This is a genomic window from Pseudonocardia oceanicola, assembly GCF_047200735.1.
Taxonomy (GTDB): Bacteria; Actinomycetota; Actinomycetes; order Mycobacteriales; family Pseudonocardiaceae; genus Pseudonocardia.
Window position 1 is genome coordinate 263,514 of sequence record NZ_JBJZON010000005.1, and the last position, 24,130, is coordinate 287,643.

Below are 24,130 nucleotides of genomic sequence, written 5' to 3' on the forward strand. Positions count from 1 at the left end.
GGTGGCGTTGATCCACGAGCTGACGCGGGGCGAACTCGGGCGGTGGTTCGCCGCGCGGATGCCCGGTACCGCCCAGGTCGCAGCCGAGATCAGCGCCGCGGCCGCAGCTGAGCGGGCGCCGGTCGTGCGCCCGCGGGCCGGGCAGCCGCTCGGCGCCCGGCACTGGGCCGAAGTGGGCGGGGTGTTCGGGATGCGGATGGCCGCGGTCGTCGAGCAGGCCCCGCCCTACTACGGGCTCTACGGGCTCGCCGCCTCCGGCCTGCTCAGCCCCGATGCGGCCCACCGGATCGCCGCCTCCTACCCGTCGCACCGCGGGCTGCCCCCGGCGGCCGCGGCGCGGGCGCTGGACCTGCGCCCAACCCCGGGCGGCTGGCTGGAGCTGGCCCAGCCCTGGCCCGAACCCGACGGCGAGGGCTGGGCCGACCGGCCCGCCACCGAGCTGACCGAGCGCACCCACCGCTACCACGACCAGCACGCCCCGACCGGCACCATCGGAACCGCCGGGGCCGAACGCGGCCTGGCCCGCGCCTACGCCTGGTGGTCAACCGCGGAAGACATCTACCGCTCCGGGATCATCAGCGACGACCTCGACGATCTGCTCGGCGAGGACCAGCCCACCGCGGACCTGCTGCGCGGGCTCGCCCCGGCCGCGGTGGTCGAGGAGACCGCCCGGCTGGCCGAGCGCCTACGCACCTCAGGCAGCATCGACGCCCTCCACGAGCTCGCCGCGCGACCCCCGTCCGGGGCCCGGTTGGGGCACACCGGCCCGGTGTTCGTGCCGCACTGGGCCGACGGAGACCTGCTGGTGGGAGACACCCTCGTCGACGTCAAGACCGTGCTCCGGGCCGAACCGGCCTCGAAGGTCGGGCCGTGGCTGTGGCAGATCCTGGCCTACGCCTGGCTCGACAGCCCGGCCGATCACTACCGGATCCGGGCCGTCGCGCTGTACCTGTCGCGGCACGGGCTGCTGCTGCGCTGGTCGGTCGACGAGCTCGCCGCCCGACTCCTCACCCACCCGAGCACCGGCGGCACCGGGGTCGCCGCGGTGCGCGAGGAGTTCCTCGCGCTGGCCGCCGCCGCGGCCACCCGCGACGGCGCCACGGTGCCCCTCGAGGTCACCGCACCCTGAGACGGATACCCCGACCAGGGCGACGAGCCAACCGGCCCCAGAGGTACGGCGGTGCGGGTCGGGCGGGTCGGTTCCCGAGCCGGGCGCCGATGAGCCGGTGCGCCGGGTGCAGTCCGGGCGGGTGACCGGTCGGGAGCGGTCCCGCCCGGCGCTCGGATGTCCTCCGGTGGTCGGTACGACTGGACCGCCCAGAGGTCAGCAGGACGGGCCGGGGCGAGCGGGCGATGAACCTGGCCGACCCATCCCGGTGAGACCGCGCTGCGGTTGGTCAGCTCGGCCGCCGGTCGAGCGCAGCGGTCACACCGGGATGGGCCAGCCAGAACCCCCACCCGTCCCCTTCGGGGACCCCGACCCGCCCTGCTGAGGCACGCCGCGTTCCACCCGCACCGACCACCGGAGGACACGATGGCCACCACCCAGAACACCACCACCGACCTCGACATCGCGCAGCTGAGCAGCGCCGAGTTCGACGCGTACCTGGGCTGGCTGTCGCGCGAGGTCTACCGCCACGAGCCGGTCGAGATCACCCTCCCGGCCGACTTTGAGGCCCCGTTCTAGGGGCCCGCGGGGCGGCCCGCCCCGAACGCGGGCCGCCCGACCAGGCACTTCCCTTCCCGCAGCCGAGACAGGAGGCTGACCACGATGCGTTCCCACCCTGACGAGGGCCGCGGAGGCGAGCCCTTCGGTGCACGCGAGGCCCGCGACCTCTACCGCGAGATGACCACGCTCGGGTCCCCGCTGCATCTCGGCGAGGCCGCCGATCTGGTCCGGCGGCGCTGGCACTGGATCGACGTCTACGCCGGGTTCGACGCGCTCAAGGAGCTCTCCCCGACCACGGTCGCGATCCGCGAGGACGAGAACGGTCGCCGCTTCGCCACGATCCACTGACACACGCAGCCGCGAGTCCACCGGGCAGAGCTCGCGGCGGAGCAAAAGGGGCGGCGACCAGCACAGACTGGTCACCGCCCCTTCGTCATGTCCGGCATCGAGCGGGTCGGACCGGGCGCCACCGCCGCGACCGGAACCCCACCACCGACGCCCGACCTGGGCCGGTCAGGCCGCCGTCACCGGCACCTGCCCCTCGGAGGACTCCGCAGGCTCCGACGCCACCGCCGCGTCGCACCCCTGGCCGTGCTGTGCGGGCGGGTTCTCGCTGGTCGCGGCCTGCGCGGCCGGTGCCTGCTCACCGGTCGGGCGTGCCCGTCCGGCCCGAAGCATGGCCCGGACCCGCTTGACCGGGATCCCGAACAGCGCGTGCAGCTCGTCGGCGCTGCGGCCCAGCTCGCTGAGTTCGACCAGCACGGCGGTCTGTCGCCGTTCGAGGTCACCCAGCTTGGCCTCGGCCTCGGCGATCGCGGCCTGACGCGCCCGCTCCGCCTCGGCCAGCGCGGCGTCGCGGATCGCGGCGATCTGTTCGGCCTCCCCGGCCGTGGCCGCATACGCCGCCAGGGCTTCGTCCTCGCGCCGGCGGCGCTCGGCCAAGCGGGCGTCGAGCTGCTCGCGGGCCGCGGTCAGTTCCTCGAGCCGCTGCGCCGCGGCCGCCGAACCCGCCGGAGGTCGGGCGCGGCGGGCCCGCCCCCGGCTGCTGGTGGTTGTCGACATCAGTCCTCCTCCAAAGGATGGTGTTGATCGACTCGGACACCGGGAGCGTAGGCAGCGACCAGCGCAAACACCACTACAGCCGCCGCACAGAACGAGGCCATGTGCCGTGGGGGAAGTCGTCGCGGCAGGTGCTCGCCTCCTGGCCGCCGCCGGGCCGGAACGCCCGAACGGTCAGCACACCCGGGCGGGTCGGACCCGCGATGAACCCGCTCGACGCAGTCCCGGTGACCCCCGCGCAGGCATCGGCCCCAGAAGGCGGGCACGGAGCGGGGCGCAGCGGGACGGGCCAGCACGGAACCCCCGCGGGTCCCTATCGGGACCCCGCACGGTCGCGCTGAGGAGACCGCAGCCCCACCACACCGTCCACCAGGAGGAGAGCCTCATGACCACGCAGCCGATCACCCCGGCACCGATCACCCCCGGCGTGTCCGCGGAGGAGGCGAGCCGGGCGCTCGAGCGCTACCGGCTCAACCAGCACCCCGGTGAGTGGGGCTACACGCGCCAAAGCCCGTCGCCGGGCCACGACGTCCTGGGGGTGGCCAGCCCCAAGCCCTGCGACCGGTACACCGCCCGCATCCGCGGCATGTTCCGGCGCGAGGAGCTGCCGGAACTGATCGCCTTCCTCACCGCGCTCTACGCGGCGAGCGAACCGATCCGACCACCGGCGGGTGAGCCGGCCGGGTTCCCGCACGCGACCGCAGCGGGAACCCGGCTGACGCCCGCCGGCCTGCGACCAGCAGCAACCGACTGACGCCCTGACGCCGTGCGGGCGACATCGCGGCGCCGGTCGGGGCGCGCGGCCGCCGGTGAGCGAGTGCCGCTCACGGCCGCGGCGGGCCGAGAACCACAGATGTCCGCGTACGGGCTCTGATGTCGCTGTAGGTACGAGCTGATCTGTTGTTGGTCCGGCGCGTCGGATCAAGATCGGCTCAGGGAGGGACCACCCTCCGGGCTTGTCAGCGGCCAAGCAGACGAGCCCGGAGGGGGTCACCCGTGATCCTGCCTGTGGAGGCATGGATGGACATCAGGAGGTACGCCCCGCTGCGCGCGGCCGGGGCGTCATGGAAGGACATCGCAGCTCAGGCGGGCTGCGACTGGCGAACGGCGAAGAAGTACCTCTCACCGGACGCCCCGGCGGTCCCGCCCCGGGCCACCTCGCGGGCGGGCACGGTGCCCCGGCTGGTGGATCCGTTCACTGAGATGATCGACGCCTGGCTAGCCGACGACCCGCGGCTGCGGGCCACCGTGATCCATGAGCGGCTGGTGGCCGACTACGGGTTCACCGGCCACTACCAGCGAATCAAGGTCTACTGCGCGGAAGCGCGGCGCCGGATCGAGCTCGAGTCCGACGCCCAGGGCCGCCCGCCCGGGCTGCACCGCCGGTTCGAGGTCGTCGCGGGCGCGCAGGCCCAGGTCGACTGGGGCGACGAGGGCTGTCTGCTGGTCGGGGCCGGAGCGGGCAAGAAGGTCTACTCGTTCCACATGACGCTGTCCTACTCGCGGGACCCGTTCATCTGCTTCACCACCAGCCAGGACCTGGCCACGTTCTTCGACTGCCACCGGCGCGCGTTCGCCCACTTCGGCGGGGTCCCGGCCACGATTGTGGAGCGTCGGGAGAATGACGGTGCCCGAGCGCCACAAGAATGGCAGTGCTGCCGCGACCGGCGGGCGGGAGCGACACACTGGCGTCGTGGCGCTCGCCCTGCGGGATGCCGGGACCGCTCTGGGTGTCGTAGTGCGTCCGGCCGCGACCCGCACGCGCCTGCCGGGCTTGCCGAGCGCGCCCTTCTGCCTGGCGGGTACTGGACCGGGGAACGCGCCGCGGAGGTCCTCACCCTGGCCCGCAAGGCCCGCGCGTTCCGCAGCGTGGACAAGCTCACCCTGACCCACGGCGGACACGGCCTGCTCTACGGCGCCGCGCTCGCGCTGGCCGCCGCGGCCACCGCCTGGGCCCACCACACCGACACCGCCCTCGAGAACCTCACCGCCGCCGTCATCCGCTGATCCGCTACCGTCCGCCCCGTCACACGCACCGCGTTGCGACGGTGCCTGCGGCGGCGTCGGCGCCACCCGGAAGATCAACATTGACACAGAGAGGTGCCAACTTGTTCACTATCCGGCAGGAGATCGGGTCTGCAGCCATGATCTCCCAGGCGCCGATCGGGCCGCTCGGGTTACACCTGTCGCCTCTACGGAGGCTGACTCATTAACGGCCTGCGTCCCGGTCGGCGCCGGGCGTCCCAGGTCCGCCCGGTCACCTCCAGCACCGGGCTGAGCCGGTTGGAGTTGTTCTCGTCCGGGGCGAACACCCGGAAGTTGGTCATGTTGTCGCGCATGACGTCGCGCAGGAAGGTGCCCAGCACCCGGGTCGACTCCACCGCACCGGTGCCGGGCTGCTCGACCGGCACCGTGTAGTCGCGGAAGTCGGGCATCCGCAGATCCCGCAGCAGCAGGCCGCCGTTGGCGTGCGGGTTGGCGCTCATCCGCTGATCACCGGGCGGGTGCAGGTCGCGGATCTCGGGCACCGGGGCGCCGGTGGGGTCGAACAGCTCCTCCGGGCGGTAGCTGCGCAGCCACTGCTCCAGCACCTCGCGGTGGGAGGCGTCGCCGCGGGCGTCGGCGAAGGGCACCTGGTGCGAGCGCCAGGAACCCTCGACCTTCAGCCCGTCGACCTCGTCCGGTCCGGTCCAGCCCTTCGGCGAGCGCAGCACGATCATCGGCCAGCGGGGCCGTTCTGTCACTCCGCCGCGGCGGGCCTTGTGCTGGATGTCGGAGATCTCGTCGAGGCAGCGGTCCAGGGCGGCGGCGAAGTCCTGGTGCATCTGCTCCGGGTCGGAGCCCTCGACCACGTACGGGCCGTAGCCGTAACCGCGCAGCAGCTGATCCAGCTCCTCCGGTTCGATCCGGGCCAGCACAGTCGGGGCGGCGATCTTGTAGCCGTTCAGGTGCAGGATCGGCAGCACCGCGCCGTCCCGACGTGGGTCGACGAATTTGGTGGAGTGCCAGGCGGTGGCCAGCGGGCCGGTCTCGGCCTCCCCGTCGCCCACGACCGCGGCGACGATCACGCCCGGGTTGTCGAACGCCGCGCCGTAGGCGTGCGACAGCGAGTAGCCCAGCTCCCCGCCCTCGTGGATCGATCCCGGCGTCTCCGGGCCACGTGGCTGGGGATCCCGCCGGGGAACGAGAACTGCGTGAACAGCCGCCTCATCCCCACCTCGTCCTGGGACACATCCCCGTAGACCTCGCTGTAGGTCCCCTCCAACCACGCCGCCGCCACCGGCCCCGGCCCCCCGTGACCCGGCCCCATCACATACATCATGTCCAGGTCGCGCTCGACGATGGCGCGGTTGAAGTGGGCGTAGATGGCGCGGTTGAAGTGGGCGTAGACGAAGTTCAGGCCGGGGGTCGTCCCCCAGTGCCCCAGCAGGCGGGGCTTCACGTGCTCCGGCCGCAGCGGCTCCCGCAGCAGCGGGTTGTCCATGAGGTAGATCTGGCCCACCGACAGGTAGTTCGCCGCCCGCCACCACGCGTCGATCCTGCCCAGCCGCTGCGCATCGAGCGGGGCCCCCCTGGTCGCCGTGGCCGTCGTCTGCGTCCCGCCCATGTCCATTCCGAACCTCTCCGTTGTTCCGTCGCTGCCGCTCGATCACCGGTGGGCAACCGGCTCACCCGCCGGGCGTGCCGGCACCGGGGTCGGCGCCGGGGGTTCGGGCAGCCGCAGCCGCTTGAGCAGCAGCGCGTTGACGGCCACGATCAGGCTCGACCCGGACATCGACACCGCGGCGATCTCCGGGCGCAGCACCAGCCCGATCGAAGGCGCGAACACGCCCGCCGCGATGGGCAGGGCCACCGCGTTGTAGCCGATCGCCCACCCCAGGTTCTGCCGCATCTTGCGCAGCGTCCCCTTGCCGATACGCAGCGCGATCGGCACGTCCAACGGGTCCGACCGCATCAGCACCACGTCCGCGGTCTCGATCGCCACGTCGGTGCCGGCGCCGATCGCGATGCCGAGGTCAGCCTGCGCCAGCGCGGGGGCGTCGTTCACCCCGTCGCCGACCATCGCCACTCGCTTTCCGGCCTGCTGCAACTCGGCGACCTTCGCGGCCTTGTCCCGCGGCAGCACCTCGGCGATCACCGTGTCGATGCCCAGCTGCCCGGCGATCCGGCGCGCCGTGGCCTCGTTGTCTCCGCTGAGCATCACCACCTCGGCGCCCAGCTCGTGCAGCGCGGCCACCGCCGCGGCGGACGTTTCCCGGGCTGCGTCGGCCAGCGCGATCACCCCGACCACGCGCGCGTCGACGGCGATTAGCACCGCGGTGCGCCCCGCCGCGGCGAGCTCGTCGCGCCGCGCGACCAGGAACCCGGTGTCGACGCCCTCGCCGATCATCAGCTTGCGGTTGCCCACCAGCACCCGCCGGCCCGCGACCCGAGCGTCCGCGCCGTGGCCCGGCACATTGCGGAACCCGGTCGCGTCGAGCGAGGCGATACCCCGCTGCGCGGCGTAGCGGACGATCGCCGCGGCTAGCGGGTGCTCCGACTCCCGCTCCACCGCCGCGGTCAGCGCCAGCAGGTCCTCCTCGGCCACCCCGTCAACCACGACATCGGTGACCTCCGGCTCGCCCTTGGTCAGGGTTCCGGTCTTGTCCATCACCACGGTGTCGATCCGGGCCGATGTCTCCAGCGCGGTGGCGTTCTTGAACAGCACCCCCCGCGTGGCGCCCAACCCGGTGCCCACCATGATCGCGGTCGGGGTGGCGAGCCCGAGCGCGTCCGGGCAGGTGATCACCACGACGGTGATGGCGAACAGCAGCGCCGCCGTCAGCGGCCATGTGGAGAACAGCGCCCACACCGCGAACGTGGCACCGCCGCCGATCAGCGCGACGAACACCAGCCAGAACGCGGCGCGGTCGGCCAACCGCTGCCCCGGCGCCTTGGAGTTCTGAGCCTCCTGCACCAGCGCCACGATCTGCGCCAGCGCGGTGTCCGCGCCCACCTTGGTGGCCCGCACCCGCAGCGTGCCGGTCGTGTTGATCGACGCCCCGATCACCTCCGACTCCATGGCCTTGGAGACTGGGAGGCTCTCTCCGGTGACCATCGACTCGTCGACCTCGGACTGGCCGTCCTCCACCACCCCGTCCACCGGCACCTTCGCCCCGGGCCGGATCAACAGCAGGTCCCCCACGGCCACCTCGGCGGTGGGCACCTCCACCTCCCGGCCCTCGCGCAGCACCACCGCCATCGGCGGGGCTAGCTCCAGCAGCGTGCGGATGGCGTCGTTGGCCCCGCCGCGGGCGCGCATCTCGAACCAGTGCCCGAGTAGCACGAACGCGGTCAGCACGGTGGCCGCCTCGTAGAACACCTCCCCGCCCCCGGTCACGGTGACGACCACCGAATAGCCCCAACCGGCACCGACCGCCACGGCGACCAGGACCATCATGTCCAGCGTCCGGGCCCGCAGCGCGCGCACCGCGCCGTCGAAGAAGATCCACGCCGAGTAGAAGATCACCGGAAGGCTGAGGATCAGCGAGAACACGTCGTCGCGGAGCCCGAACGGCGCCGGCACCTCGAACCCGAACACGTCCCGGCCGATCGGGGACCACAGCAGGATCGGCACCGACAGCAGTGCCGCCACCAGGAACCGGTTGCGCATCTCGCGAACCATGGCGTCCATCGACATGCCGGCGTGGGCTCCGCCGTGCCCCATCACCTCCTGCGGGGAGCGGCCCGCGGCCGCTTCGTGCTTGGAGTCGTCGACAGCGTGGCCTGCGTGCTCCTGAGCGGCCCCCTGCACCGAAGGTGCGCCGTCGGCCGCCGATGCATCGCGGTGGGCGTCGGGCGGGGTCACCGGTGCCGAGCCGCCCCCATCGGGGTCGGGCGGCGGTTCCTCCATCGGATCGCATATGTGCTCCGGCACCGACAGGCCCTCGCAGTGGTAACCGCAGTCCCGGACCCATCCGGCGAACTCGGGCATGGACGTCCGCGTCGGGTCGTAGGTCACCGTGGCCGTCTGGGCCACCGGGTTCATCTCCACCCCCAGCACGCCCGGCCGGCGAGACAACGTGGCCTCGACAACCGCCTTGGAGGAGGCCCGGTATAGCCGCGAAACTTCCAGCACAGCGGTCGCGGACGTCGAACCCATCACACTCTCCCGTCGGTCGAAATCATCACCAAGGCGGTTCCCACTGCCGCGCGTCATCCCGTAGCGGCCACATCGGGCCGGTCCGCGCGGACGGCGAGCGCGGTGGGGCGCTGGCGCGGGTGGGCGCAGCGAGTTCAGTGCCGAGTGCCACGGGTTCCGCGGCGCGCTCGGCGCGAGGGTGCACATCTGCTGGCCTGCATGCCGGTTTGGTCCGCGGATCGGATCACGTTTTCCTCCGTCGTTGGGCGAGCGAGTGCAGCGGCGGCATCCCTCGTAGCCGGACGGGTCTGGGTGCCCGCCGGACCACGGTTTCGATGGTGGTCACGTGACCGACCTGACGGTAGGGGCGAACTGCGGCTAATCAGAGGGCCTCCGGCACCTGAATGAACAACGTTCGGCTCTGCTGACCCTCTCCAGTGGCGGACGATCCTGGGGTACGGCGCGACGAAATCCGTCGCGGCCGCACAGGGAGATCCACGATGAGCGACATCGGCGCACGCCCCGACCCTGCGAGGGATGAGCGATGACGACGATGCGGACGTACGGGCTCTACGGCCTCCTCGCCGCCGTCGCCTTCGCCGTGGCGCTCTGGGCCGGGGTACCCGTTGAGACTCTGCTCCTGATCGGGTTCGCCCTCGTCATGGTCCTGATGCACGCTGGCCACGGTCACGGCGGCCACGGCGGGGGTCACGGGTCCGGGGGCCATGACCACGGGCAGCGGCGCTCCGGACCCGCGGGCCGCGTTGACGAGTCGCACGATCACACGAGAGATTGAAGCGCGACCGAAGTGGCAGAGATCGCTGAAGGGGCTCGAAGGTCATCGACCGCTCGATAGGTCGTCGCACGCGATTCCCGCTGGGCTGGTTGGGAACTCCGATCCCCGGCCGGGGCCTGCGTCCCTCGCCGCTCCCGGCCGCGGGCGGCGCTGGTGGGGAGCCGACACCTTGAGGAGGCCCGCGTGCCCGCTGCACCCGGATCAACCTCGCCCGCCGGCCCTGTTCGGGCCGCGCGGGCGCGTCCAGGGCGGATGTTGGTCATCGTGCTGGCCTGGGCGTCCTGCTTCGTACTGGTCATGTGGGGGATGCGCGATGCGCCGGTGCTGTGGTTCGCGGCGCTGCGGGCCCTGGTCGCCGGGGTGGCGTTGCTGGCCGCGACGGTGGTCGCCGGGCGCGGCGGCGGGTTGTTCCCGCGCAGTCTCGCAGCGTGGGCGCTGATCGGTGTGCTGGCCGCGACCAACGTGACGGTCGCCTTCGCGGCGATGTTCGGCAGCGTCACCGGGGTCACGACCGGGGTTGCGGCGGTGCTGAGCAACTCCACGCCGTTGCTGCTGGTGCTGCCGGCGTGGTGGCTGTTCGGGGAGCGGCCCCGGTTCGCCGAGATCGCCGGTGTCGCGCTCGGTTTCGGCGGGCTGCTGCTGGTCGCCGCCCCCTCCGGCGGTGGGCGCGGAGCCGGGCTGGCCCTGGCGGCGGCGGTCGGCATCGGCGCCGGGGCCCTGCTGGCCCGCCGGTCCTCCGGAGTCAACCTGCTCGCGCTGGGCGCGGGCCAGTTCCTGCTCGGCGGGGCGGCCCTCGCCGGCGCGGCAGCGCTGGTCGAGGGCCCGCCCACCATCACCTGGAGCGCCCGGTTCGTCACCGCCCTCGCGGTACTGGCGCTGGCCGCAACCGTGCTGCCCTACCTGTTGTGGTTCGGCGAGCTGCGCCGCGCCCCCATCACCTCGGTGACCGTGTGGACCCTGCTGGTCCCCGTGGTCGGGGTGATCCTCGGGGTCGTGGTGCTCGGCGAGCGGGTCACCCTCACCGAAGGCATCGGCGACGCGATCGTGGTCGCCGCCCTCGCGCTGGTGACCTACGCGAACCGGGCGTCCCGCCGCGTCAAGGGTGGCGAACCGAACCTCGATCAGATCCGGAGATACGAGTCGTGCCTGGGCACACGTCGACCCGCCCGCGCAGCCGCTGGAAACACGCCACCGCCGTGCTCGAGATGAGCCTGCAGCGGCGCCGGTGGTCCCGGTGCCCGCCGCCGGCACAGGGCGGCGGTGAGCTCGGTGGCGCTCACCAGCGGAGCGGGAACCCTCGTCCTCCGGCTCGCCCGCGGTCGAACTGGCACAGGCCGGTGCGGACCCCCGGCGGGTGCTCGACGCGGGGTCGCGGGCCATGCTGCGTCAGATCTTCGAGTTCGGCCTGCTCCACGCCGACCCGCATCCGGGCAACCTGCTCGTGCTCCCCGGCGCCAAGGTCGCCTTCCTCGACTTCGGCGTGTCGGCCGGGCCGATCGCCGGCAGCAGCTACGGATGGGCCTGCTGCGGACGCTGGTCGAGGGCGCCCCTGTGGCCGACCCGGTCGAGCAGTGGTACGGCCACCGGGCGCACGACTTCTCGGTGGCCCGGCCGCTGCTGGCCGAACTCGGCGGGGGCGCCGCCTACGGCATCGAGTTCGCCCGTTTCATGTCCCCTCACCCGGGCCCTGGTCACCCTTCAGCTCGGCCAACGCGCGGGCGATCGCCACCTGCGGGGTGTTCTCACGCGGCTCTAGCGCTGCGGCGAGGGCCCTCCGCACCCGCGCATCCAGGACCGCCGCGGTGCCCGGGGCGGGCAGCGCCGCCTCGACCTCGGCCACCAGGCAGACCACGCGGGCCCGGCACGGTGGATCACTCACCCGCGCCCACAGCACCGGATGCTCGTCGCGGCACAGCCGCAACAAGTGGGTGAGCGTGACCAGGGGTTCGGCCTCGGCGGCCACCGCGGCAAGCAGCGCCGCCAGCCGGTCCGCCGGCGCCGACAGATCCGGCACGCACCCCGATTCCGCTGGCGGTGCGCACCCACAGGCATCCCCCGCCACCTGCCCGCCAGCCGCGGGGCCGACCAGTTGCCCGCTCATCTCACCGGCGGCGACCGTGGTCGGGCGCCCCGGCCTGTGCCTGCAGCCAGTTGTACAGCTGCGCGAACGACGTCCGACTATCGTGCCACACCACCGCCTGGCCGCCGCGGGCATCCACCCGGACGTCGAGAACGCCCGGCCTGCCGCGCAGTAGCGCCTTCGCGGCTTCCGGATCCGCCCCCCACGGCAGCCGCCGCAGATCAAGGGTGCTCCGGCAGACCGGTCCGTCCGCGTGGGTCCGTCCCAGTTGGGCCGCGCCGATGAAACGCCGTAACGCGACGAGTGCCATGACTACCACCTCCTCCTCCCCATCCGATGCCCTCCGGCACAGCCGCCCCGTCCGGAGACGAGGCGGCGACCCGTTGCCGAGAGCCCGCCGGGCTGATCGCGGCCACGGCGACCTATCGCTGCTCCGCGATCCGGTCGGGCAGGCTCACCGCCTCACGATCGGCTGGGGCCCGTCCGCGCAGCGTGTCCAGCCGCTGCCGGTAGTCCTGCTCATCGATCTCGCCGCGGGCGAACCGCTGCCCCAGCACCTGCTCGGCAATGGGCTCGGCGGAGGACCCGTCGGTCACCGACCGGTCCGCACGGCCGAGGTAGCGGATCAGGGCGATAACCCCGAAGATGATCAGTCCCCAGAACAGCACCATGCTGACGGTCGTGAGCGCGTAACCCCAGCCGCTCATCCCAGGCCCATACCACCACATCATTTCCGATCACTCCTCAGTCGATCCGAATCCGCCGGGCGATCGGCCTCCCGGCCGCGGTCCTCGTTCCGGTCTCGCGGTGCGCCGTGGCCGCCGTGGCCGTCGTGGCCGCCCCCGCCGTGCATTCCCCGCATCATGAACATCATCATCAGCGGGCACGCCAGCACCACGGCGAGAAGCAACAGGCTCGACAGCGGCAGCCCGAACGCCGCGACCCCGAGGATCACGAACGCCCCGGCCAGGCCGTACAACGCAAGATGCTTTGTCGTCTCCGGCTCCTCTCAACGAGCTCACCACGAACGATGCCCCGGGCCCCGCGATGGCGCACCGGCCAACTGGCCCTGCTCCACAGACCGAAAGGCCCCTGACGACCCGGTCCCACGGACCAGCCCGCCCGACCGATCCAGAGGCCACCCACTACTGGTCGCGGCCAGCCTGCTCGCACCGGCGCCTCTCGGCGGTTGATCACCATGTCATGGTGGGACGCGCTCACCGCATTCATCTGGGCCAGCTGGTCCGCGTCGCGCTGCTGCACCACGTGATGGCGGCGGTGGGTACCGACCCACTCCAGTACGCCACCCTGCATCGACAGGCTGCCGGCGATCGACGGGACTGTCCGATCTTCGGCACCTCTCTGCGTCAATGTTGATCTTCCGGGTGGCTTGTAATGTCTGGCCTTGACCACCGACGCCGGGACGTGCAGAACGAGCATGCCATTGAGCGAGCGACGGTTACGCTTTGTCGCTCGCGGACGGCCTTCTCGTTCTGCGGTCCCGACCGGCGACCGAGATCTCATAGCCGAGGAACCTGGCCCGCTGGGTGCGAGCATGGGTGATCAAGGTTTTGTCCGGTGAGAGTTCCAGCTTGAGATCATCACGCAGGACCTCCGCCAGGCGATGCTTGATCTGTTCGGCTTCGGCCTTGGGTCCGGCGAACCCGAGCAGGGTGTCGTCGGCGTAACGGCAGTAGCGCAGCCTCCGGTAGCCCGGATCATTGGGGTCCTGGCTGGGCAGGCTGTGCAGCCGCCGGTAGAGAGACCGCACCTCGGCGCGATCGCCCCTGCGGCGGGCTTTGACGATCTCCCGTTCCACTGCGCGGTACTCCGGGTTCTTGGCTCGGAGCCTGCCTCGGGTGTATTCAGGGATGATGACCGTTTCGACAAAGGTGTCCAGCTTGTGCAGGTAAATGTTCGAGAGGACCGGCGATGCGATGCCACCCTGCGGAACTCCGCTCAGCGTGGCTCCCCAGTTCCAATCCTCCAGGTATCCGGCTGTCAGCATGTTACGCAGCAGCCGCAGGAACCGGTTGTCGTGGATCTTCTCCGACAGGATTCCGACCATCACCTCATGGTCGAAGGACCCGAAGCAGTCGGCGATGTCTCCCTCGACGAACCAGGTCGTCCCCAGCCAGACGTGGGCCACTTCCCGCAGCGCGGTGTGGCAGCCCCGGCCGGGACGGAACCCGTGGGAGCGGTCGGAGAACGTCGGCTCGTAGTACGCCTCCAGCAGGAGTCGGACGACTTCGCCGACGAGCTTGTCCGACCAGGTCGGCATGCCCAGTGGGCGCGTCTTCCCGTTCTTCTTCGGGATGTGCACTCTGCGGACCGGGCGGAAGCGGTAGCGCTCGTGGCGCATCGCCTCAATGATCCGGTCGATCTTCCGCAGGGACATGCCGTCCACGGTCTCCTGCGTGGTCCCGGGCGTCATCGCTCCCTTGTTGGCGTAGATGCGCCCGTAGGCCAGCAGATACAACTGCGGGTTGAACATCTGTCGATACAGCTCATTCAACGGCAGGCCGCGCCCGCCGCGCTCACGCAGGACACCCAGCACCGTGTCGGCGCTCTGCATTACGCATACCTCGCGATCTCTCGGTGTCCGATCACCTGGCCCCCTTGGCCCATGTGGACGGCTTTCCCGTCTTCCTTGGCCGGGCGTGACTCCGGCGACTACTACGGGGCCTCCGTCGCCCTAGGACTCGCGTCCCGTAGGCGATCCCACGTTCGTCACGGTCGTACGTAACAGCGTGATGTAGGCGTCCCACTCATCTCCTTGAATGCCCTCACTGGGCATCGCTCCTGGCCCCGAAGGTTGCGTCGACCTGATTCCTCTTCGGTCGCAGGGCCGGCACCGGTTTCAGACGTCTTTCCGGCGGATGCGAACTTCCATCTTCTGGAGAATGGGCTTCAACCAATACAGGCTTCGCCATGTCACGCGGGTCCCCCAGAGCACCGTCCCCAACGCCTGGACCCGGCCTCTGGTTAGCTGGCATGCTCTTGTCCCCTAAGCCTTTCGGCATCGGGTAAGCCATCAGACCCAGGAACCTCCCTTCGAGTTCCTCCCGGCTGGGCCGGGGATACGACCATGCGCCTCGTGGCGCACAAGAACCGCTCGATCTTGCCGCGGCCCTGCGGGCGGCCCGGGGTGGAGTGCACCAGCTTGATCCCGAGGCTGGCGCAGGCGCGCAGCAGCCAGGCGTCGACGAACGCCGAGCCGTTGTCGACATAGACCGCCTCCGGGACCCCGCGGCTGGCCAGCGCCGGGCGCAGCGCCGCGGCCAGCCGGACGGTGTCCTCGGCGAAGCCCCACCGGTGCCCGACCAGCAGCCGGGTGTGGTCGTCGAGGAAGGCGAACAGGTAGGTCTTGCGCCCGTCCAGGCGGGGGCCGTGCAGCGCGTCACCGACCCAGAGCTCGTTCGGGCGGTCGGCCTCGAACCGGCCGAACACCGGGTTGCTGACCGCGGTCGCACCCGGGCCGCCGGCGTGCCGCGCACCCAGCTGCGCGGCAACCAGGTGATCGGTGGCGAAGTAGCGCTGCAGGGTGCGTTCACCCGGGGCCCAGCCCAGCTGGGCGTGCAGGATCCGCCGGATCTGGGTCGCGGTGCGGGCCGGGTTCTCCACCTTCAACGCCACCGCGGTCTCGATCACCTCCGCGGGCAGCCGCGGCCCCAGATGCCGCGGGCTGGGCACCAGCGCGTCGAACCCGCCGGCCCGCCAAGCCCTGATCCAGCGATCCAGCGTGTCCCGGGAGACCCGCACCGGGCGCCCGGACGGATCGATGTGCTCGCGCGCGGCGATCTCACGGACCATCCGCCCGCGGTGCTTGGACGAGTGCGCCGGGTCCGCTGCCTCCCGGATGAGCTGATAGCGGAACAACGCCACCGCGCGTGCCCGCGCGGTGCGTGCCGTGTCCTCGTCGGGCCTGACCGCCATGGCCAGCCACCTCCTCGTGTCCGTGTCGCCGAACCGGGAGTGGCCGGCGGACAAGCGGCGAGGATCACCGAGGAAGATCACCCCGGGTCAGGGTCAACTCGTGTTGCTCACCTCTGATCGCCGGGAGCGGGCCAGGACGGGGCCAGCAGCCGCCCCGCGGACAGCGCCACCGCGGCCCGCCAGACCGGCATCGTGCCGAGCCCGAAGCGGGCCGACAGCGCCACCCCGGCGGCCGCCAACGCGGCCAGCGCGTCGGCCCACCCACTGCCGGCCGGGCCGGGTAGCACCGGATTGGCGTGTCTCCCACCTTCCGGACTGCGGACCCCATAGGGTCCGCCCCGGAAAGGACTTGATCATTGGCGAGGAAATACCAGAAGTACAGCCCGGAGTTCCGCGAGCAGGCAGCGCGGCTGGTGGTCGACGGCGGCCGCCCGATCTGCGAAGTGGCGCGCGAGTACGGGCTGGGTGAGACCACGCTCGGGAACTGGGTGAAGAAGTACCGCCACGAGCACGCCACCGAAGAACCGGCGCTGGAACTGTCGGAACGCGCGGAACTGCAGGAACTGCGCCGCCGGACCCGCGAACAGGAGATGGAACTCGCGTTCCTGAAAAAAGCGGCGGCGTACTTCGCGAGGGAGCAGCGGTGAGCGAGAAGTACGAGTTCATCGCCGCCGAGTACGCGCACCACCAGGCCGCAGGCGACCGCGCCGCTCCCACACTGTCGCAAATGTTGTCCTGGCTCGGGGTGTCGAAGTCGGGTTTCTACGAGTGGCGACACCGCCGCCCCAGCGCCGCCGAGCGCCGCCGCTCCCGGCTGCGCACCAAGATCCGTGAGCTGTTCGCGTGGTCGGGTGCGACCTACGGGCACCGCCGTATCCACGCCGAGCTGGTCGCGGCCGGCGAGCTGGTCGGGCCCGAGCTGGTCCGCGCGCTGATGCGCGACCTCAGCCTGGTCCCGGTGCAGCCGCGGCCGTTCCGGACCACCACCGTGCGCGGCGCCGAGGAGCCGGACAGCCCCGACCTGGTGCAGCGGGAGTTCACCGCCGAACGGCCGGGCGCCAAGCTGGTCGGCGACATCACCTACGTTCCGACCTGGCAGGGGTGGGCTGTATCTGGCCACGGTCATCGACTGCTTCAACAAAGAAGTGATCGGATACGCCATGGCCGACCACATGCGCACCGAACTGGTCACCGACGCGCTCGGCATGGCCAACCAGAATCACATTTTCGAGCCGAACTGCATCATGCACTCCGACCGCGGAACCCAATACACCTCGGCCGAGTATTTGGCCGTGCTCGACCAGCTACATCTGCGGCATTCCCTCGGCCGGACAGGGGTCTGTTGGGACAACGCGCTCGCTGAATCGTTCTTTGCCACCCTGAAGACCGAACGCGTGCATCACATGGTGTATCCGACCCGAGAGAAGGCCGCCGCCGACATTGCCCGATACATCGAACTGCACTACAATCGCCGACGTATCCACTCAGCACTCGGCTACCGGACACCCCACGCGGTCCGCAACGAATACCTGAACCAGCAGGCCGCAGCATAGAAAGCACGAATACAGCGGTCCGGAATTTGCGGGGCAGCCCAGATCCGGCGCGAGCGCCCGGCACCAGCGGGTGAACACCGCCCGCGCCGGCTCCAACCGCGCCCCGAAGCAGCGCAGCCAGCCGCGCACCGTCTCCGCGGGACGGCACAGTTCCGCCGCGATCGCGCGGTGGCCCCGCCCGGCCGCCTTGGCGCACAGCGCCGCGAGGATCACCGCCGCCGCGTCGGCCCGACGGACCAGCACCAGCAGCGGCAACAGCACATGCGTGGCCCCGCAGCCGACACAGCGGGTCCGTCGCGGCGTCAGCGTCTGGATACCTCGTTCGTCGCGCACCGACCGGGTCCGCGCCCGTCCCCAGCCGCTCAGCCGGTCTCCGCAACCCGGACACGCCAGCTCCCCCGAACGGAGCTCGTGCTCGACCCGTCCCGCATCCATCCCTACCGTGAGCACCGCGCCTCCAGAGCGCACACGGCCCTTCCGCACGACTGCTGGCCAGGCGGATCAGCGGGAGGGCCGTGGCATGCCTCGACCCATGAAGGTCGTCACGATGGCGGCGCCGACCAAGCCGATCAACACGACACACCAACGGCGACGTTCGTCCGCATCCTCAATGGCGGACTACAACCAGCCCGTCGTCATCCTGGGTGGCGGCTGACACGCGGCCGGCGGGCGGGAGCGGCACACTGGCGTCGCGGCGCTCGCCCTGCGGGATGCCGGGATCGCTCTGGGTGTCGTAGTGCGCTGCGCGCGGATCTACTCAGCGATTGCGAGTCTTGGTCATGCCAGTGAGTCGAGGGCGGTGCGCAGGCTACTCAGCGATTGCGAGTCTTGGTCATGCCAGTGAGTCGAGGGCGGTGCGCAGGCGTTTGCCGGCATCGGCGGCGGTGTCGGCGAGTTCGGCTTGGTCGCCGGCGGCGATGCCGAGCAGGGTGCCGGGGTCGACGGCTTGGATGAGGGTGCGGCCCTCGGCGCGGCGGACGGTGACGTTGCAGGGCAGTAGCAGGCCGACCTCCGGGCTGGCGGAGAGTGCGGCGTGGGCGAGGCGGGGGTTGCAGGCGCCGAGGATGGTGTAGTCGTCGATCTGTTCGCCGAGCTTCGCGGCGAGGGTGGCCTTGATGTCGATGGTCGTCAGCACGCCGAAGCCCTGCTCGGCGAGGGCGGCGGTGACGGCGTCGATGGCCTGTTGGTGGTCGAGATCGACCTCGACGGTGTGGGCGATCTGCATCGCTGCTGGCTCCTTTCGTGTGCGGCTGCGGGGCCGGGTGGCCTATTCGGGTGGCCGGGGTCACGACGCTACCGGAATACCCCCGGGGGTACGGTCGGTTGTGCGGAGGGCGAGCCTACGGACCCACCGCGGGGATGCCCGGGAACGGAGACGGCCATGCAGGTTCAGGTCCATGAGCTCACTGATGTGGTGAGCCGGCTGCGCCGCGTGGAGGGCCAGATCAGCGGGATCATCCGCATGATCGAGGACGGGCGGGAGTGCAAGGACGTGGTCACCCAGCTCGCCGCCGCCGCCCGGGCGCTGGACAAGGCCGGCTTCAAGATCATCGCGACTGGTCTGCGGCACTGCATGACCGAGAACGACGAGGGGGAGCGCGCGGTCGACGTGGCCGAGATGGAGCGCCTGTTCCTGTCCCTGGCCTGACCGCGCGCCGATCCGGCCGGCTCTCGAGGGGGTTGGCGTCGGGAACGGGGCCGGCATGCCGCCACAACCGCTGACAACGACGATCGAGCAAACGGTGGGGATACCCTACCGGGTAGGGAACTTAATGATCGACATTCAGACGATCGCGACGTCCGGGCTGGGCGACCGCAGCTACCTGGTCACCGACGGTGAGGTGGCGGTGGTGATCGACCCGCAGCGCGATATCGACCGGGTCCTGGATCTGGCCGCCGACCTGGGCGTGACGGTCGCCCTCGTCGCCGAGACCCACATTCACAACGACTACGTGACCGGCGGGCTCGACCTGGCGCAGCGCACCGGCGCGGCGTATCTGGTCAGTGCCGCGGACGAGGTCGGCTTCGACCGCACCCCGGTCGCCGACGGCGACGAGGTCACGGCCGGGGCGATGCGGCTGCGGGCGATCGCCACCCCGGGGCACACCCACCATCACCTGTCCTACGCCCTGCTCGACACCACCGCGGACGCAGGCGGCGACACTGGCGGCGAGGTGGTGGCGGTGTTCACCGGCGGGTCGATGCTCTACGGCACCACCGGGCGTACCGACCTGGTCTCGCCGGAGGACACCGTCGCGTTGACCCACGCCCAGTTCCACTCGGTGCGTCGGCTGGTTGACGAGCTGCCCGCGAAAGCCGCGGTCTATCCGACCCACGGGTTCGGCAGCTTCTGCGCCGGCACCCCGGCTAGCGGTGCCGACGGTTCCACCGTCGGGCAGGAGGCCAGCAGCAACCCGGCATTGACCCAGGACGAGCAGGACTACGTCGACGCGCTGATCGCCGGCCTGGGGGCGTTCCCGACCTACTACGCCCGCATGGGCCCGGCGAACACGGCCGGGCCCGACCCGGTCGACCTGTCGACCCCGGAGCCGGTCGACCCCGCCGAGCTGCGGCGCCGCCTGGAGGCCGGCCAGTGGGTGGTCGACCTGCGCGCGCGCACCGCGTTCGCCGCCGGTCACCTGCCCGGCTCGCTGGGCTACGAGCTGTCGACACCGTTCGTCACCTACTTCGGGTGGACGTTCGACTTCGACGCCGAGCTGACCCTGATCGGCGACGACGCGCAGCAGGTCGCCGACGCCCAACGTGAACTGGTCCGGATCGGCGTCGACCGCCTCGCCGGCGCCGCTACCGGCCCGATCGAGTCCCTTGCCGCCGGGCAGGGTCTGCGGTCCTACCCGGTCTCGGACTTCGTCGGCCTGGCCGCGGCCCGCGCCCAGCGCGGCCAGGGCGGGTTGTTCGTTGTCGATGCCCGCCGCGACGAGGAGCGCGCCGCCGGTGGGGTCGAGGGCTCGGTGCACATCCCGCTGCACGAGCTGCCGGCCCGCCGCGGCGAGGTCCCCGATGGCGAGGTGTGGGTCTACTGCGGCTCGGGCTATCGCGCCTCGATCGCCGCCTCGATGCTCGACCGCCCCGGCCGCGACCTGGTCCTGATCAACGACGACTGGCCCCGCGCCGCCGACGCCGGCCTGCCGATGACCGACCATCACGCCAGCACCGGCAGCTGACCCCCGGGGCCGGACACTCAGCACCGGCGCCGGCCGACCACCGGCGCAGCTCCATGGGGCGAATCGCCTCGCCGCAGACCGAGAGGATTTCTTCTCCGCATGACCACGACCTCCACACTCGAGACTTCCCCCATCGGGCGGACCGTCGATGCCGCGACCGTCCTCGCGTGGCACAACGCCGCCGAGAGCGACGGGGCGGGGGCACCGATGGTCGTCGATGTCCGCAGCGCGGCCGAATACCAGGCGTCTCACATCCGCGGCTCGTATCACGTGCCGCTGGGCACGCTGGCCGAGCACACCAGGGAGCTCGCCGCGCACATCGAGGGCCCGGTGGTGCTGGTGTGTCAGTCCGGGGTACGCGCCGAGCGGGCCCGCCGCCACCTCGCCGCGACGGGGCTGGACCGCGCCCACGTTCTCGACGGCGGACTGCCCGCCTACACCGCCGCCGGCGGTGACGTCGTCCGCGGACCCCAGGGTTGGGCGCTGGAGCGCCAGGTCCGTCTCGTCGCCGGTGTGCTCGTGCTCGCCGGGCTGGCCGCGGGGCGGTTCTGCTCGCCGAAGGGCCGACTGCTGGCCGTCGGGATCGGCGCCGGGCTCACCTTCTCCGCGCTGAGCAACACCTGCGCCCTGGGCGCCGCCCTGGCCCGGCTCCCCCACAACCGCGACGTCGCCGAGCCCGAGGCCGGCCAGACCCTCGCCGCGCTGCGGACCGGGCCGCACGGTCGAGCACCGGACAGGGAGCGGTGATCGTCCTCGCGGCCGGGTTCGGGCTGCTGATCGGCGCCCTGCTCGGCCTGGTCGGCGGCGGTGGCGGCATCCTGGCCGTGCCCGCCCTGGTCTACGGGCTCGGGCTGCCGCTGGGCGAGGCGGTCCCGGCATCGCTGGTGGTGATCGGGCTGGCCTCCGCGGTCGCGGTCGCCCCCCGCGCCCGCCGCGAGGTCAACTGGGGCCCTCGCCGCGGTCATCGGCGCCGCGGGCATCCCCACCTCGGTCGCCGGTGGGATCGTCAACCAGCGGCTCGACGGCCGGTGGCTGATGCTGGTGTTCGCCGTGCTCATGGTCGCCGCCGGGCTGCGGATGCTGCGCGGCAGCGACGAGGCCGGCGGGGTGTGCGAGCTGCCCGGCGGCGGTGTCGCCTGGCGCCGCTGCCTGCCCCGCGCCGTCGCGACCGGGCTGCTGGTCGGGTTCCTGACCGGGCTGCTCGGCGTCGGTGGCGGGTTCCTGCTCGTGCCCGCCCTCGTCGTCGCCCTCGGGCTGTCGACGCCGAGCGCGGTGGCCACCTCACTGGTGGTCATCGTCGTCAACTCGATCGCCGGGCTGGGGCCCTACCTCACCACCGGCAGTCCTGCCGCCTCCGCAGGCGGGCTGGGCTGGTCCATCATCGTCGCGTTCGCCGCCGCCGCGATCCTCGCCTCGCTCCCGGCCGGCCGCCTCGCGCGTCGGTTGCCCGCGAGCACGCTGAGCCGCGGGTTCGCCACGCTGGTCCTGCTCGTCGCCGCCGGCGTCGCCACCCAGACCGTCATCGCCCTCACCGCCACCTGACCTTGCAACGAAACTGACACGAAGGAGCGCCAACCATGACCGTCCGTGAGATCTCCGTCGACGACCTCGCCGCCGCCAGTAACAGCGGCGAGGTGACCGTGATCGACGTCCGCAACCCCGACGAGTACGCCGCGGGCCACATCCCCGGCGCCCACCTGATCCCGCTGCCCGAACTCGGCGACCGCCTCGCCGAGGTCCCCACCGACCGCCTGGTGCACGTGGTGTGCCAGTCCGGCGGGCGCAGCGCCCAAGGCGCCGAACTGCTGACCGGGGCCGGCATCGATGCGGTGTCGGTCGACGGCGGCACCCAGGGCTGGACCGCCTCCGGGCGGCCCACCACCACCGGATAGCACACCAGCCGGCCGGGTAACCGAGCCGCATTCCTGCACTGCACGAGATCGGGACACCCGACGTCCCCTCGCCGAGGACAGTGTCGGATCGAAGGAGGTCACAACCATGATGGACGGATCGATGATGGGCTGGGCCTGGGTATGGCCGGTCCTTCTGTTGATCGGGCTCGCCCTGCTGGGCTATCTCGTGTTCCGGCTCGCCCAAAGCCGCGGCAGTGCCGGCGCGGCACCGGGCGGGGGGACCCGGTCGGAGGGATCGCCGGGGACGCGCTCGTCGGCGCAACAGATCCTGGACGAGCGCTACGCCCGCGGCGAGATCGACGAGGCCGAGTACCGCCGCCGTCGCGACGAGCTGGCATGAACCCGGCCCCGATCAGCCGGCGCCGCGCGCTGGGGCTGGGCGGGCTCGGCGCCGCCGCAGTTGCGGCCGGCGCCACCGGCTGGCTCGGCGGATTCTCCGGCACCGGGACCGGCCGGCTCCGGCCCCCCGTCGGCGAGCCGTTGCGGGACCCAGCCGTACTGGCCAGCCGCGGCGGGCGACTCGCGGTGGAACTTACCGCCGCCCCGGGGGCCAGGTTGGGCGGGCAGGACACCGCCGCGCTCGGCTACAACGGCTCCGCACCCGGCCCGACGCTGCGAGTACGCCCCGGCGACGAGCTCGCCGTGCGGCTGACCAACCAGCTCGACCAGCCCACCAACCTGCACACCCACGGCCTGCGGGTCTCCCCGCAGGCCCACAGCGACAACCCGTTCGTGCGGGTCGACCCCGGCACCTCGTTCGACTACCTGTACCGAATCCCGCCCGACCACCCCACGGGGACGTTCTGGTATCACCCACATCACCACGGCATGGTCGCCGACCAGATCTTCGGCGGGCTCGCCGGTGCGCTGCTGGTCGCCCCACCCGGCCCCGACCTTTCCGTCGTCGAGGACCGGGTACTGCTGATCACCGACACCACCCTCGACGGCGACGGCGAGCTCGTCGAGGTCAGCGCGATGGACCGGGCGATGGGTCGGCAGGGCGAACTGGTCCTGGTCAACGGCCAGCACCAGCCCATCATCCCCGCCGCCCCCGGCGCGACGCAGCGCTGGCGGATCATCAACGGCTGCGTATCGCGGGTGCTCCCGATCCGCCTCGACGAGCACGACCTGATCCAGGTCGCCCAAGACGGCACCTTCTTGACCGCGCCGGCAACGAAGGACCGCGTACTGCTCGCCCCGGGTAACCGCGCCGACGTGATCGTGCGCCCCACCGGAACCGGCCGTTACCCGCTCCTCGCCGAGGCTGCCGACCGCGGCGGCATGGACGGGATGATGGGCGGCGGCACCACCGCCAGCGGGCCGGTCACCCTGGCCACCCTGGTCACCGAGGGACTGTCGGTCACCTCCCCGGCGCTGCCGGCCACCCTTCCCGTCGAGACGGTTGCCGCCGGGCCCGTGACCGGGCGGCGACAGATCACCTTCCAGATGGGCATGAGCGGCATGAGCGGCAGCGGGATGGACGGGATGGCCTTCACCATCGACGGCCGCACCTTCGACCCCGCCCGCGACGACCAGACCACCACCCTCGGCGCGGTCGAGGAATGGACCGTCACCAACCCCAGTCCGCTCGCGCACCCGTTTCACCTGCACGTCTGGTCGTTCATGGTGCTCGCCCGCAGCGACGGCGCCCCGCTAGTCGGGGTGCCCCAGGACGTGGTCCTCGTCCCGGCCCGCGGCTGGGTCCGGATCCGCATCCCATTCACGACGTACTCCGGACGCAGCGTGTATCACTGCCACATCCTCGACCACGAAGACGCCGGCATGATGGCCACGATCAACGTCCGCAACTGAGGACCT

26 protein-coding genes and 3 pseudogenes are annotated in these 24,130 nt (G+C 71.8%); 17 read left to right on the plus strand and 12 right to left on the minus strand.

Annotated features, from left to right (window positions below; translation table 11 throughout):
* The first annotated feature begins 1 nt into the window (after position 1).
* From ACL02T_RS10860 to ACL02T_RS10870, 3 genes are all read left to right on the plus strand, one after another.
* On the plus strand, positions 2-1,129 hold the full coding sequence (locus tag ACL02T_RS10860; protein WP_412830516.1) for a hypothetical protein: 1,128 nt from the start codon (positions 2-4) through the stop codon (positions 1,127-1,129).
* Positions 1,130-1,534: 405 nt separating this feature from the next.
* Complete coding sequence (locus tag ACL02T_RS10865; protein ID WP_412830517.1) at positions 1,535-1,687, plus strand: hypothetical protein; 153 nt, start codon at positions 1,535-1,537, stop codon at positions 1,685-1,687.
* Between the two features lie 84 nt (positions 1,688-1,771).
* Positions 1,772-2,017 (plus strand): hypothetical protein, encoded by a 246-nt coding sequence (locus ACL02T_RS10870; protein ID WP_412830518.1) that lies wholly within the window; start codon positions 1,772-1,774, stop codon positions 2,015-2,017.
* Between the two features lie 165 nt (positions 2,018-2,182).
* On the opposite strand, the gene ACL02T_RS10875 is transcribed toward ACL02T_RS10870, so the two are convergent.
* Positions 2,183-2,731 (minus strand): translation initiation factor IF-2, encoded by a 549-nt coding sequence (locus ACL02T_RS10875; protein WP_412830519.1) that lies wholly within the window; start codon positions 2,729-2,731, stop codon positions 2,183-2,185.
* A 382-nt stretch (positions 2,732-3,113) separates the two neighbouring features.
* Here ACL02T_RS10875 and ACL02T_RS10880 point away from each other — a divergent pair, with 382 nt between their 5' ends.
* A complete protein-coding gene (locus ACL02T_RS10880; RefSeq protein ID WP_412830520.1) occupies positions 3,114-3,482 on the plus strand; it encodes a hypothetical protein in 369 nt (122 codons plus the stop codon).
* Positions 3,483-3,748: 266 nt separating this feature from the next.
* Complete coding sequence (locus ACL02T_RS10885; protein ID WP_412830521.1) at positions 3,749-4,735, plus strand: hypothetical protein; 987 nt, start codon at positions 3,749-3,751, stop codon at positions 4,733-4,735.
* Positions 4,736-4,953: 218 nt separating this feature from the next.
* Here ACL02T_RS10885 and ACL02T_RS10890 read toward each other — a convergent pair.
* Together ACL02T_RS10890 and ACL02T_RS10895 are read right to left on the minus strand one after the other, a co-directional pair.
* Positions 4,954-6,335: pseudogene (locus ACL02T_RS10890) on the minus strand (phosphoketolase family protein); the annotation flags it as partial.
* 42 nt (positions 6,336-6,377) lie between these two features.
* A complete protein-coding gene (locus ACL02T_RS10895; protein WP_412830522.1) occupies positions 6,378-8,870 on the minus strand; it encodes a heavy metal translocating P-type ATPase in 2,493 nt (830 codons plus the stop codon).
* A gap of 958 nt (positions 8,871-9,828) precedes the next feature.
* Here ACL02T_RS10895 and ACL02T_RS10900 point away from each other — a divergent pair.
* Both ACL02T_RS10900 and ACL02T_RS10905 read left to right on the plus strand, forming a co-directional pair.
* Positions 9,829-10,854 carry a DMT family transporter gene (locus ACL02T_RS10900; RefSeq protein WP_412830523.1) on the plus strand — a complete coding sequence of 342 codons (1,026 nt, stop codon included), beginning with the start codon at positions 9,829-9,831 and terminating at the stop codon, positions 10,852-10,854.
* Between the two features lie 115 nt (positions 10,855-10,969).
* Complete coding sequence (locus ACL02T_RS10905) at positions 10,970-11,401, plus strand: AarF/UbiB family protein (protein ID WP_412830559.1); 432 nt, start codon at positions 10,970-10,972, stop codon at positions 11,399-11,401.
* Here the strand turns inward: ACL02T_RS10905 and ACL02T_RS10910 are convergent.
* The 7 genes from ACL02T_RS10910 to ACL02T_RS10940 form a co-directional block, all read right to left on the minus strand.
* Positions 11,312-11,659: a hypothetical protein gene (locus ACL02T_RS10910; RefSeq protein ID WP_412830524.1), complete on the minus strand. Its 348-nt coding sequence runs from the start codon at positions 11,657-11,659 to the stop codon at positions 11,312-11,314. The genes ACL02T_RS10905 and ACL02T_RS10910 overlap by 90 nt on opposite strands.
* An 88-nt stretch (positions 11,660-11,747) precedes the next feature.
* Positions 11,748-12,035 carry a hypothetical protein gene (locus tag ACL02T_RS10915; protein ID WP_412830525.1) on the minus strand — a complete coding sequence of 96 codons (288 nt, stop codon included), beginning with the start codon at positions 12,033-12,035 and terminating at the stop codon, positions 11,748-11,750.
* A gap of 112 nt (positions 12,036-12,147) precedes the next feature.
* Positions 12,148-12,432 (minus strand): SHOCT domain-containing protein, encoded by a 285-nt coding sequence (locus tag ACL02T_RS10920; RefSeq protein ID WP_412830526.1) that lies wholly within the window; start codon positions 12,430-12,432, stop codon positions 12,148-12,150.
* 20 nt (positions 12,433-12,452) lie between these two features.
* Entirely contained in the window at positions 12,453-12,704 is a 252-nt protein-coding gene (locus ACL02T_RS10925; RefSeq protein ID WP_412830527.1) for a hypothetical protein, read from the minus strand.
* A gap of 480 nt (positions 12,705-13,184) precedes the next feature.
* On the minus strand, positions 13,185-14,300 hold the full coding sequence (locus tag ACL02T_RS10930) for a reverse transcriptase/maturase family protein (protein ID WP_412830528.1): 1,116 nt from the start codon (positions 14,298-14,300) through the stop codon (positions 13,185-13,187).
* A gap of 410 nt (positions 14,301-14,710) precedes the next feature.
* A complete protein-coding gene (locus ACL02T_RS10935; RefSeq protein ID WP_412830529.1) occupies positions 14,711-15,661 on the minus strand; it encodes a DDE-type integrase/transposase/recombinase in 951 nt (316 codons plus the stop codon).
* 107 nt (positions 15,662-15,768) lie between these two features.
* Complete coding sequence (locus tag ACL02T_RS10940; protein ID WP_412830530.1) at positions 15,769-15,948, minus strand: hypothetical protein; 180 nt, start codon at positions 15,946-15,948, stop codon at positions 15,769-15,771.
* Between the two features lie 69 nt (positions 15,949-16,017).
* On the opposite strand from ACL02T_RS10940, the pseudogene ACL02T_RS10945 reads away from it, so the two are divergent.
* Positions 16,018-17,214: pseudogene (locus ACL02T_RS10945) on the plus strand (IS3 family transposase).
* On the opposite strand, the gene ACL02T_RS10950 reads toward ACL02T_RS10945, so the two are convergent.
* The gene (locus ACL02T_RS10950) at positions 17,146-17,649 is read right to left on the minus strand and encodes a DUF6431 domain-containing protein (protein ID WP_412830560.1); all 504 of its coding nucleotides are present in this window, start codon (positions 17,647-17,649) and stop codon (positions 17,146-17,148) included. The pseudogene ACL02T_RS10945 and the gene ACL02T_RS10950 sit on opposite strands and share 69 nt — an antisense overlap.
* A gap of 97 nt (positions 17,650-17,746) precedes the next feature.
* Between ACL02T_RS10950 and ACL02T_RS10955 the strand changes: the two genes are divergently transcribed.
* Entirely contained in the window at positions 17,747-17,869 is a 123-nt protein-coding gene (locus ACL02T_RS10955) for a hypothetical protein (RefSeq protein ID WP_412830531.1), read from the plus strand.
* A 177-nt stretch (positions 17,870-18,046) separates the two neighbouring features.
* Here the strand turns inward: ACL02T_RS10955 and ACL02T_RS10960 are convergent, their stop codons facing one another.
* Complete coding sequence (locus ACL02T_RS10960) at positions 18,047-18,439, minus strand: DUF302 domain-containing protein (protein ID WP_412830532.1); 393 nt, start codon at positions 18,437-18,439, stop codon at positions 18,047-18,049.
* A gap of 156 nt (positions 18,440-18,595) precedes the next feature.
* Between ACL02T_RS10960 and ACL02T_RS10965 the strand changes: the two genes are divergently transcribed.
* From ACL02T_RS10965 to ACL02T_RS11000, 8 genes and pseudogenes are all read left to right on the plus strand, one after another.
* Complete coding sequence (locus tag ACL02T_RS10965; protein WP_412830533.1) at positions 18,596-18,862, plus strand: metal-sensitive transcriptional regulator; 267 nt, start codon at positions 18,596-18,598, stop codon at positions 18,860-18,862.
* Positions 18,863-18,986: 124 nt separating this feature from the next.
* The gene (locus ACL02T_RS10970; RefSeq protein ID WP_412830534.1) at positions 18,987-20,399 is read left to right on the plus strand and encodes a rhodanese-like domain-containing protein; all 1,413 of its coding nucleotides are present in this window, start codon (positions 18,987-18,989) and stop codon (positions 20,397-20,399) included.
* A 99-nt stretch (positions 20,400-20,498) separates the two neighbouring features.
* Entirely contained in the window at positions 20,499-21,146 is a 648-nt protein-coding gene (locus ACL02T_RS10975) for a rhodanese-like domain-containing protein (RefSeq protein WP_412830535.1), read from the plus strand.
* A pseudogene (locus tag ACL02T_RS10980) lies at positions 21,143-21,286 on the plus strand (sulfite exporter TauE/SafE family protein); the annotation flags it as partial. The gene ACL02T_RS10975 and the pseudogene ACL02T_RS10980, both read left to right, overlap by 4 nt.
* A gap of 115 nt (positions 21,287-21,401) precedes the next feature.
* Positions 21,402-21,941, plus strand: coding sequence for a TSUP family transporter (locus tag ACL02T_RS10985; protein WP_412830561.1), 540 nt, complete (start codon positions 21,402-21,404; stop codon positions 21,939-21,941).
* 35 nt (positions 21,942-21,976) lie between these two features.
* Positions 21,977-22,291, plus strand: coding sequence for a rhodanese-like domain-containing protein (locus ACL02T_RS10990; RefSeq protein ID WP_412830536.1), 315 nt, complete (start codon positions 21,977-21,979; stop codon positions 22,289-22,291).
* 106 nt (positions 22,292-22,397) lie between these two features.
* Entirely contained in the window at positions 22,398-22,652 is a 255-nt protein-coding gene (locus ACL02T_RS10995) for an SHOCT domain-containing protein (RefSeq protein WP_412830537.1), read from the plus strand.
* The gene (locus tag ACL02T_RS11000) at positions 22,649-24,124 is read left to right on the plus strand and encodes a multicopper oxidase family protein (RefSeq protein WP_412830538.1); all 1,476 of its coding nucleotides are present in this window, start codon (positions 22,649-22,651) and stop codon (positions 24,122-24,124) included. The genes ACL02T_RS10995 and ACL02T_RS11000 overlap by 4 nt, the downstream gene beginning before the upstream one ends.
* The last annotated feature ends 6 nt before the right edge of the window (positions 24,125-24,130 follow it).

Excerpts from the sequence above, each read along its gene's own strand:
- ACL02T_RS10865 (WP_412830517.1), top strand. The coding sequence starts at position 1,535 with ATGGCCACCACCCAGAACACCACCACCGACCTCGACATCGCGCAGCTG.
- ACL02T_RS10870 (WP_412830518.1), top strand. The coding sequence starts at position 1,772 with ATGCGTTCCCACCCTGACGAGGGCCGCGGAGGCGAGCCCTTCGGTGCA.
- ACL02T_RS10875 (WP_412830519.1), bottom strand. The coding sequence starts at position 2,731 with ATGTCGACAACCACCAGCAGCCGGGGGCGGGCCCGCCGCGCCCGACCT.
- ACL02T_RS10880 (WP_412830520.1), top strand. The coding sequence starts at position 3,114 with ATGACCACGCAGCCGATCACCCCGGCACCGATCACCCCCGGCGTGTCC.
- ACL02T_RS10885 (WP_412830521.1), top strand. The coding sequence starts at position 3,749 with ATGGACATCAGGAGGTACGCCCCGCTGCGCGCGGCCGGGGCGTCATGG.
- ACL02T_RS10895 (WP_412830522.1), bottom strand. The coding sequence starts at position 8,870 with ATGGGTTCGACGTCCGCGACCGCTGTGCTGGAAGTTTCGCGGCTATAC.
- ACL02T_RS10915 (WP_412830525.1), bottom strand. The coding sequence starts at position 12,035 with ATGGCACTCGTCGCGTTACGGCGTTTCATCGGCGCGGCCCAACTGGGA.
- ACL02T_RS10920 (WP_412830526.1), bottom strand. The coding sequence starts at position 12,432 with ATGAGCGGCTGGGGTTACGCGCTCACGACCGTCAGCATGGTGCTGTTC.
- ACL02T_RS10930 (WP_412830528.1), bottom strand. The coding sequence starts at position 14,300 with ATGCAGAGCGCCGACACGGTGCTGGGTGTCCTGCGTGAGCGCGGCGGG.
- ACL02T_RS10935 (WP_412830529.1), bottom strand. The coding sequence starts at position 15,661 with ATGGCGGTCAGGCCCGACGAGGACACGGCACGCACCGCGCGGGCACGC.
- ACL02T_RS10950 (WP_412830560.1), bottom strand. The coding sequence starts at position 17,649 with ATGGATGCGGGACGGGTCGAGCACGAGCTCCGTTCGGGGGAGCTGGCG.
- ACL02T_RS10955 (WP_412830531.1), top strand. The coding sequence starts at position 17,747 with ATGAAGGTCGTCACGATGGCGGCGCCGACCAAGCCGATCAACACGACA.
- ACL02T_RS10960 (WP_412830532.1), bottom strand. The coding sequence starts at position 18,439 with ATGCAGATCGCCCACACCGTCGAGGTCGATCTCGACCACCAACAGGCC.
- ACL02T_RS10965 (WP_412830533.1), top strand. The coding sequence starts at position 18,596 with ATGCAGGTTCAGGTCCATGAGCTCACTGATGTGGTGAGCCGGCTGCGC.
- ACL02T_RS10970 (WP_412830534.1), top strand. The coding sequence starts at position 18,987 with ATGATCGACATTCAGACGATCGCGACGTCCGGGCTGGGCGACCGCAGC.
- ACL02T_RS10975 (WP_412830535.1), top strand. The coding sequence starts at position 20,499 with ATGACCACGACCTCCACACTCGAGACTTCCCCCATCGGGCGGACCGTC.
- ACL02T_RS10990 (WP_412830536.1), top strand. The coding sequence starts at position 21,977 with ATGACCGTCCGTGAGATCTCCGTCGACGACCTCGCCGCCGCCAGTAAC.
- ACL02T_RS10995 (WP_412830537.1), top strand. The coding sequence starts at position 22,398 with ATGATGGACGGATCGATGATGGGCTGGGCCTGGGTATGGCCGGTCCTT.
- ACL02T_RS11000 (WP_412830538.1), top strand. The coding sequence starts at position 22,649 with ATGAACCCGGCCCCGATCAGCCGGCGCCGCGCGCTGGGGCTGGGCGGG.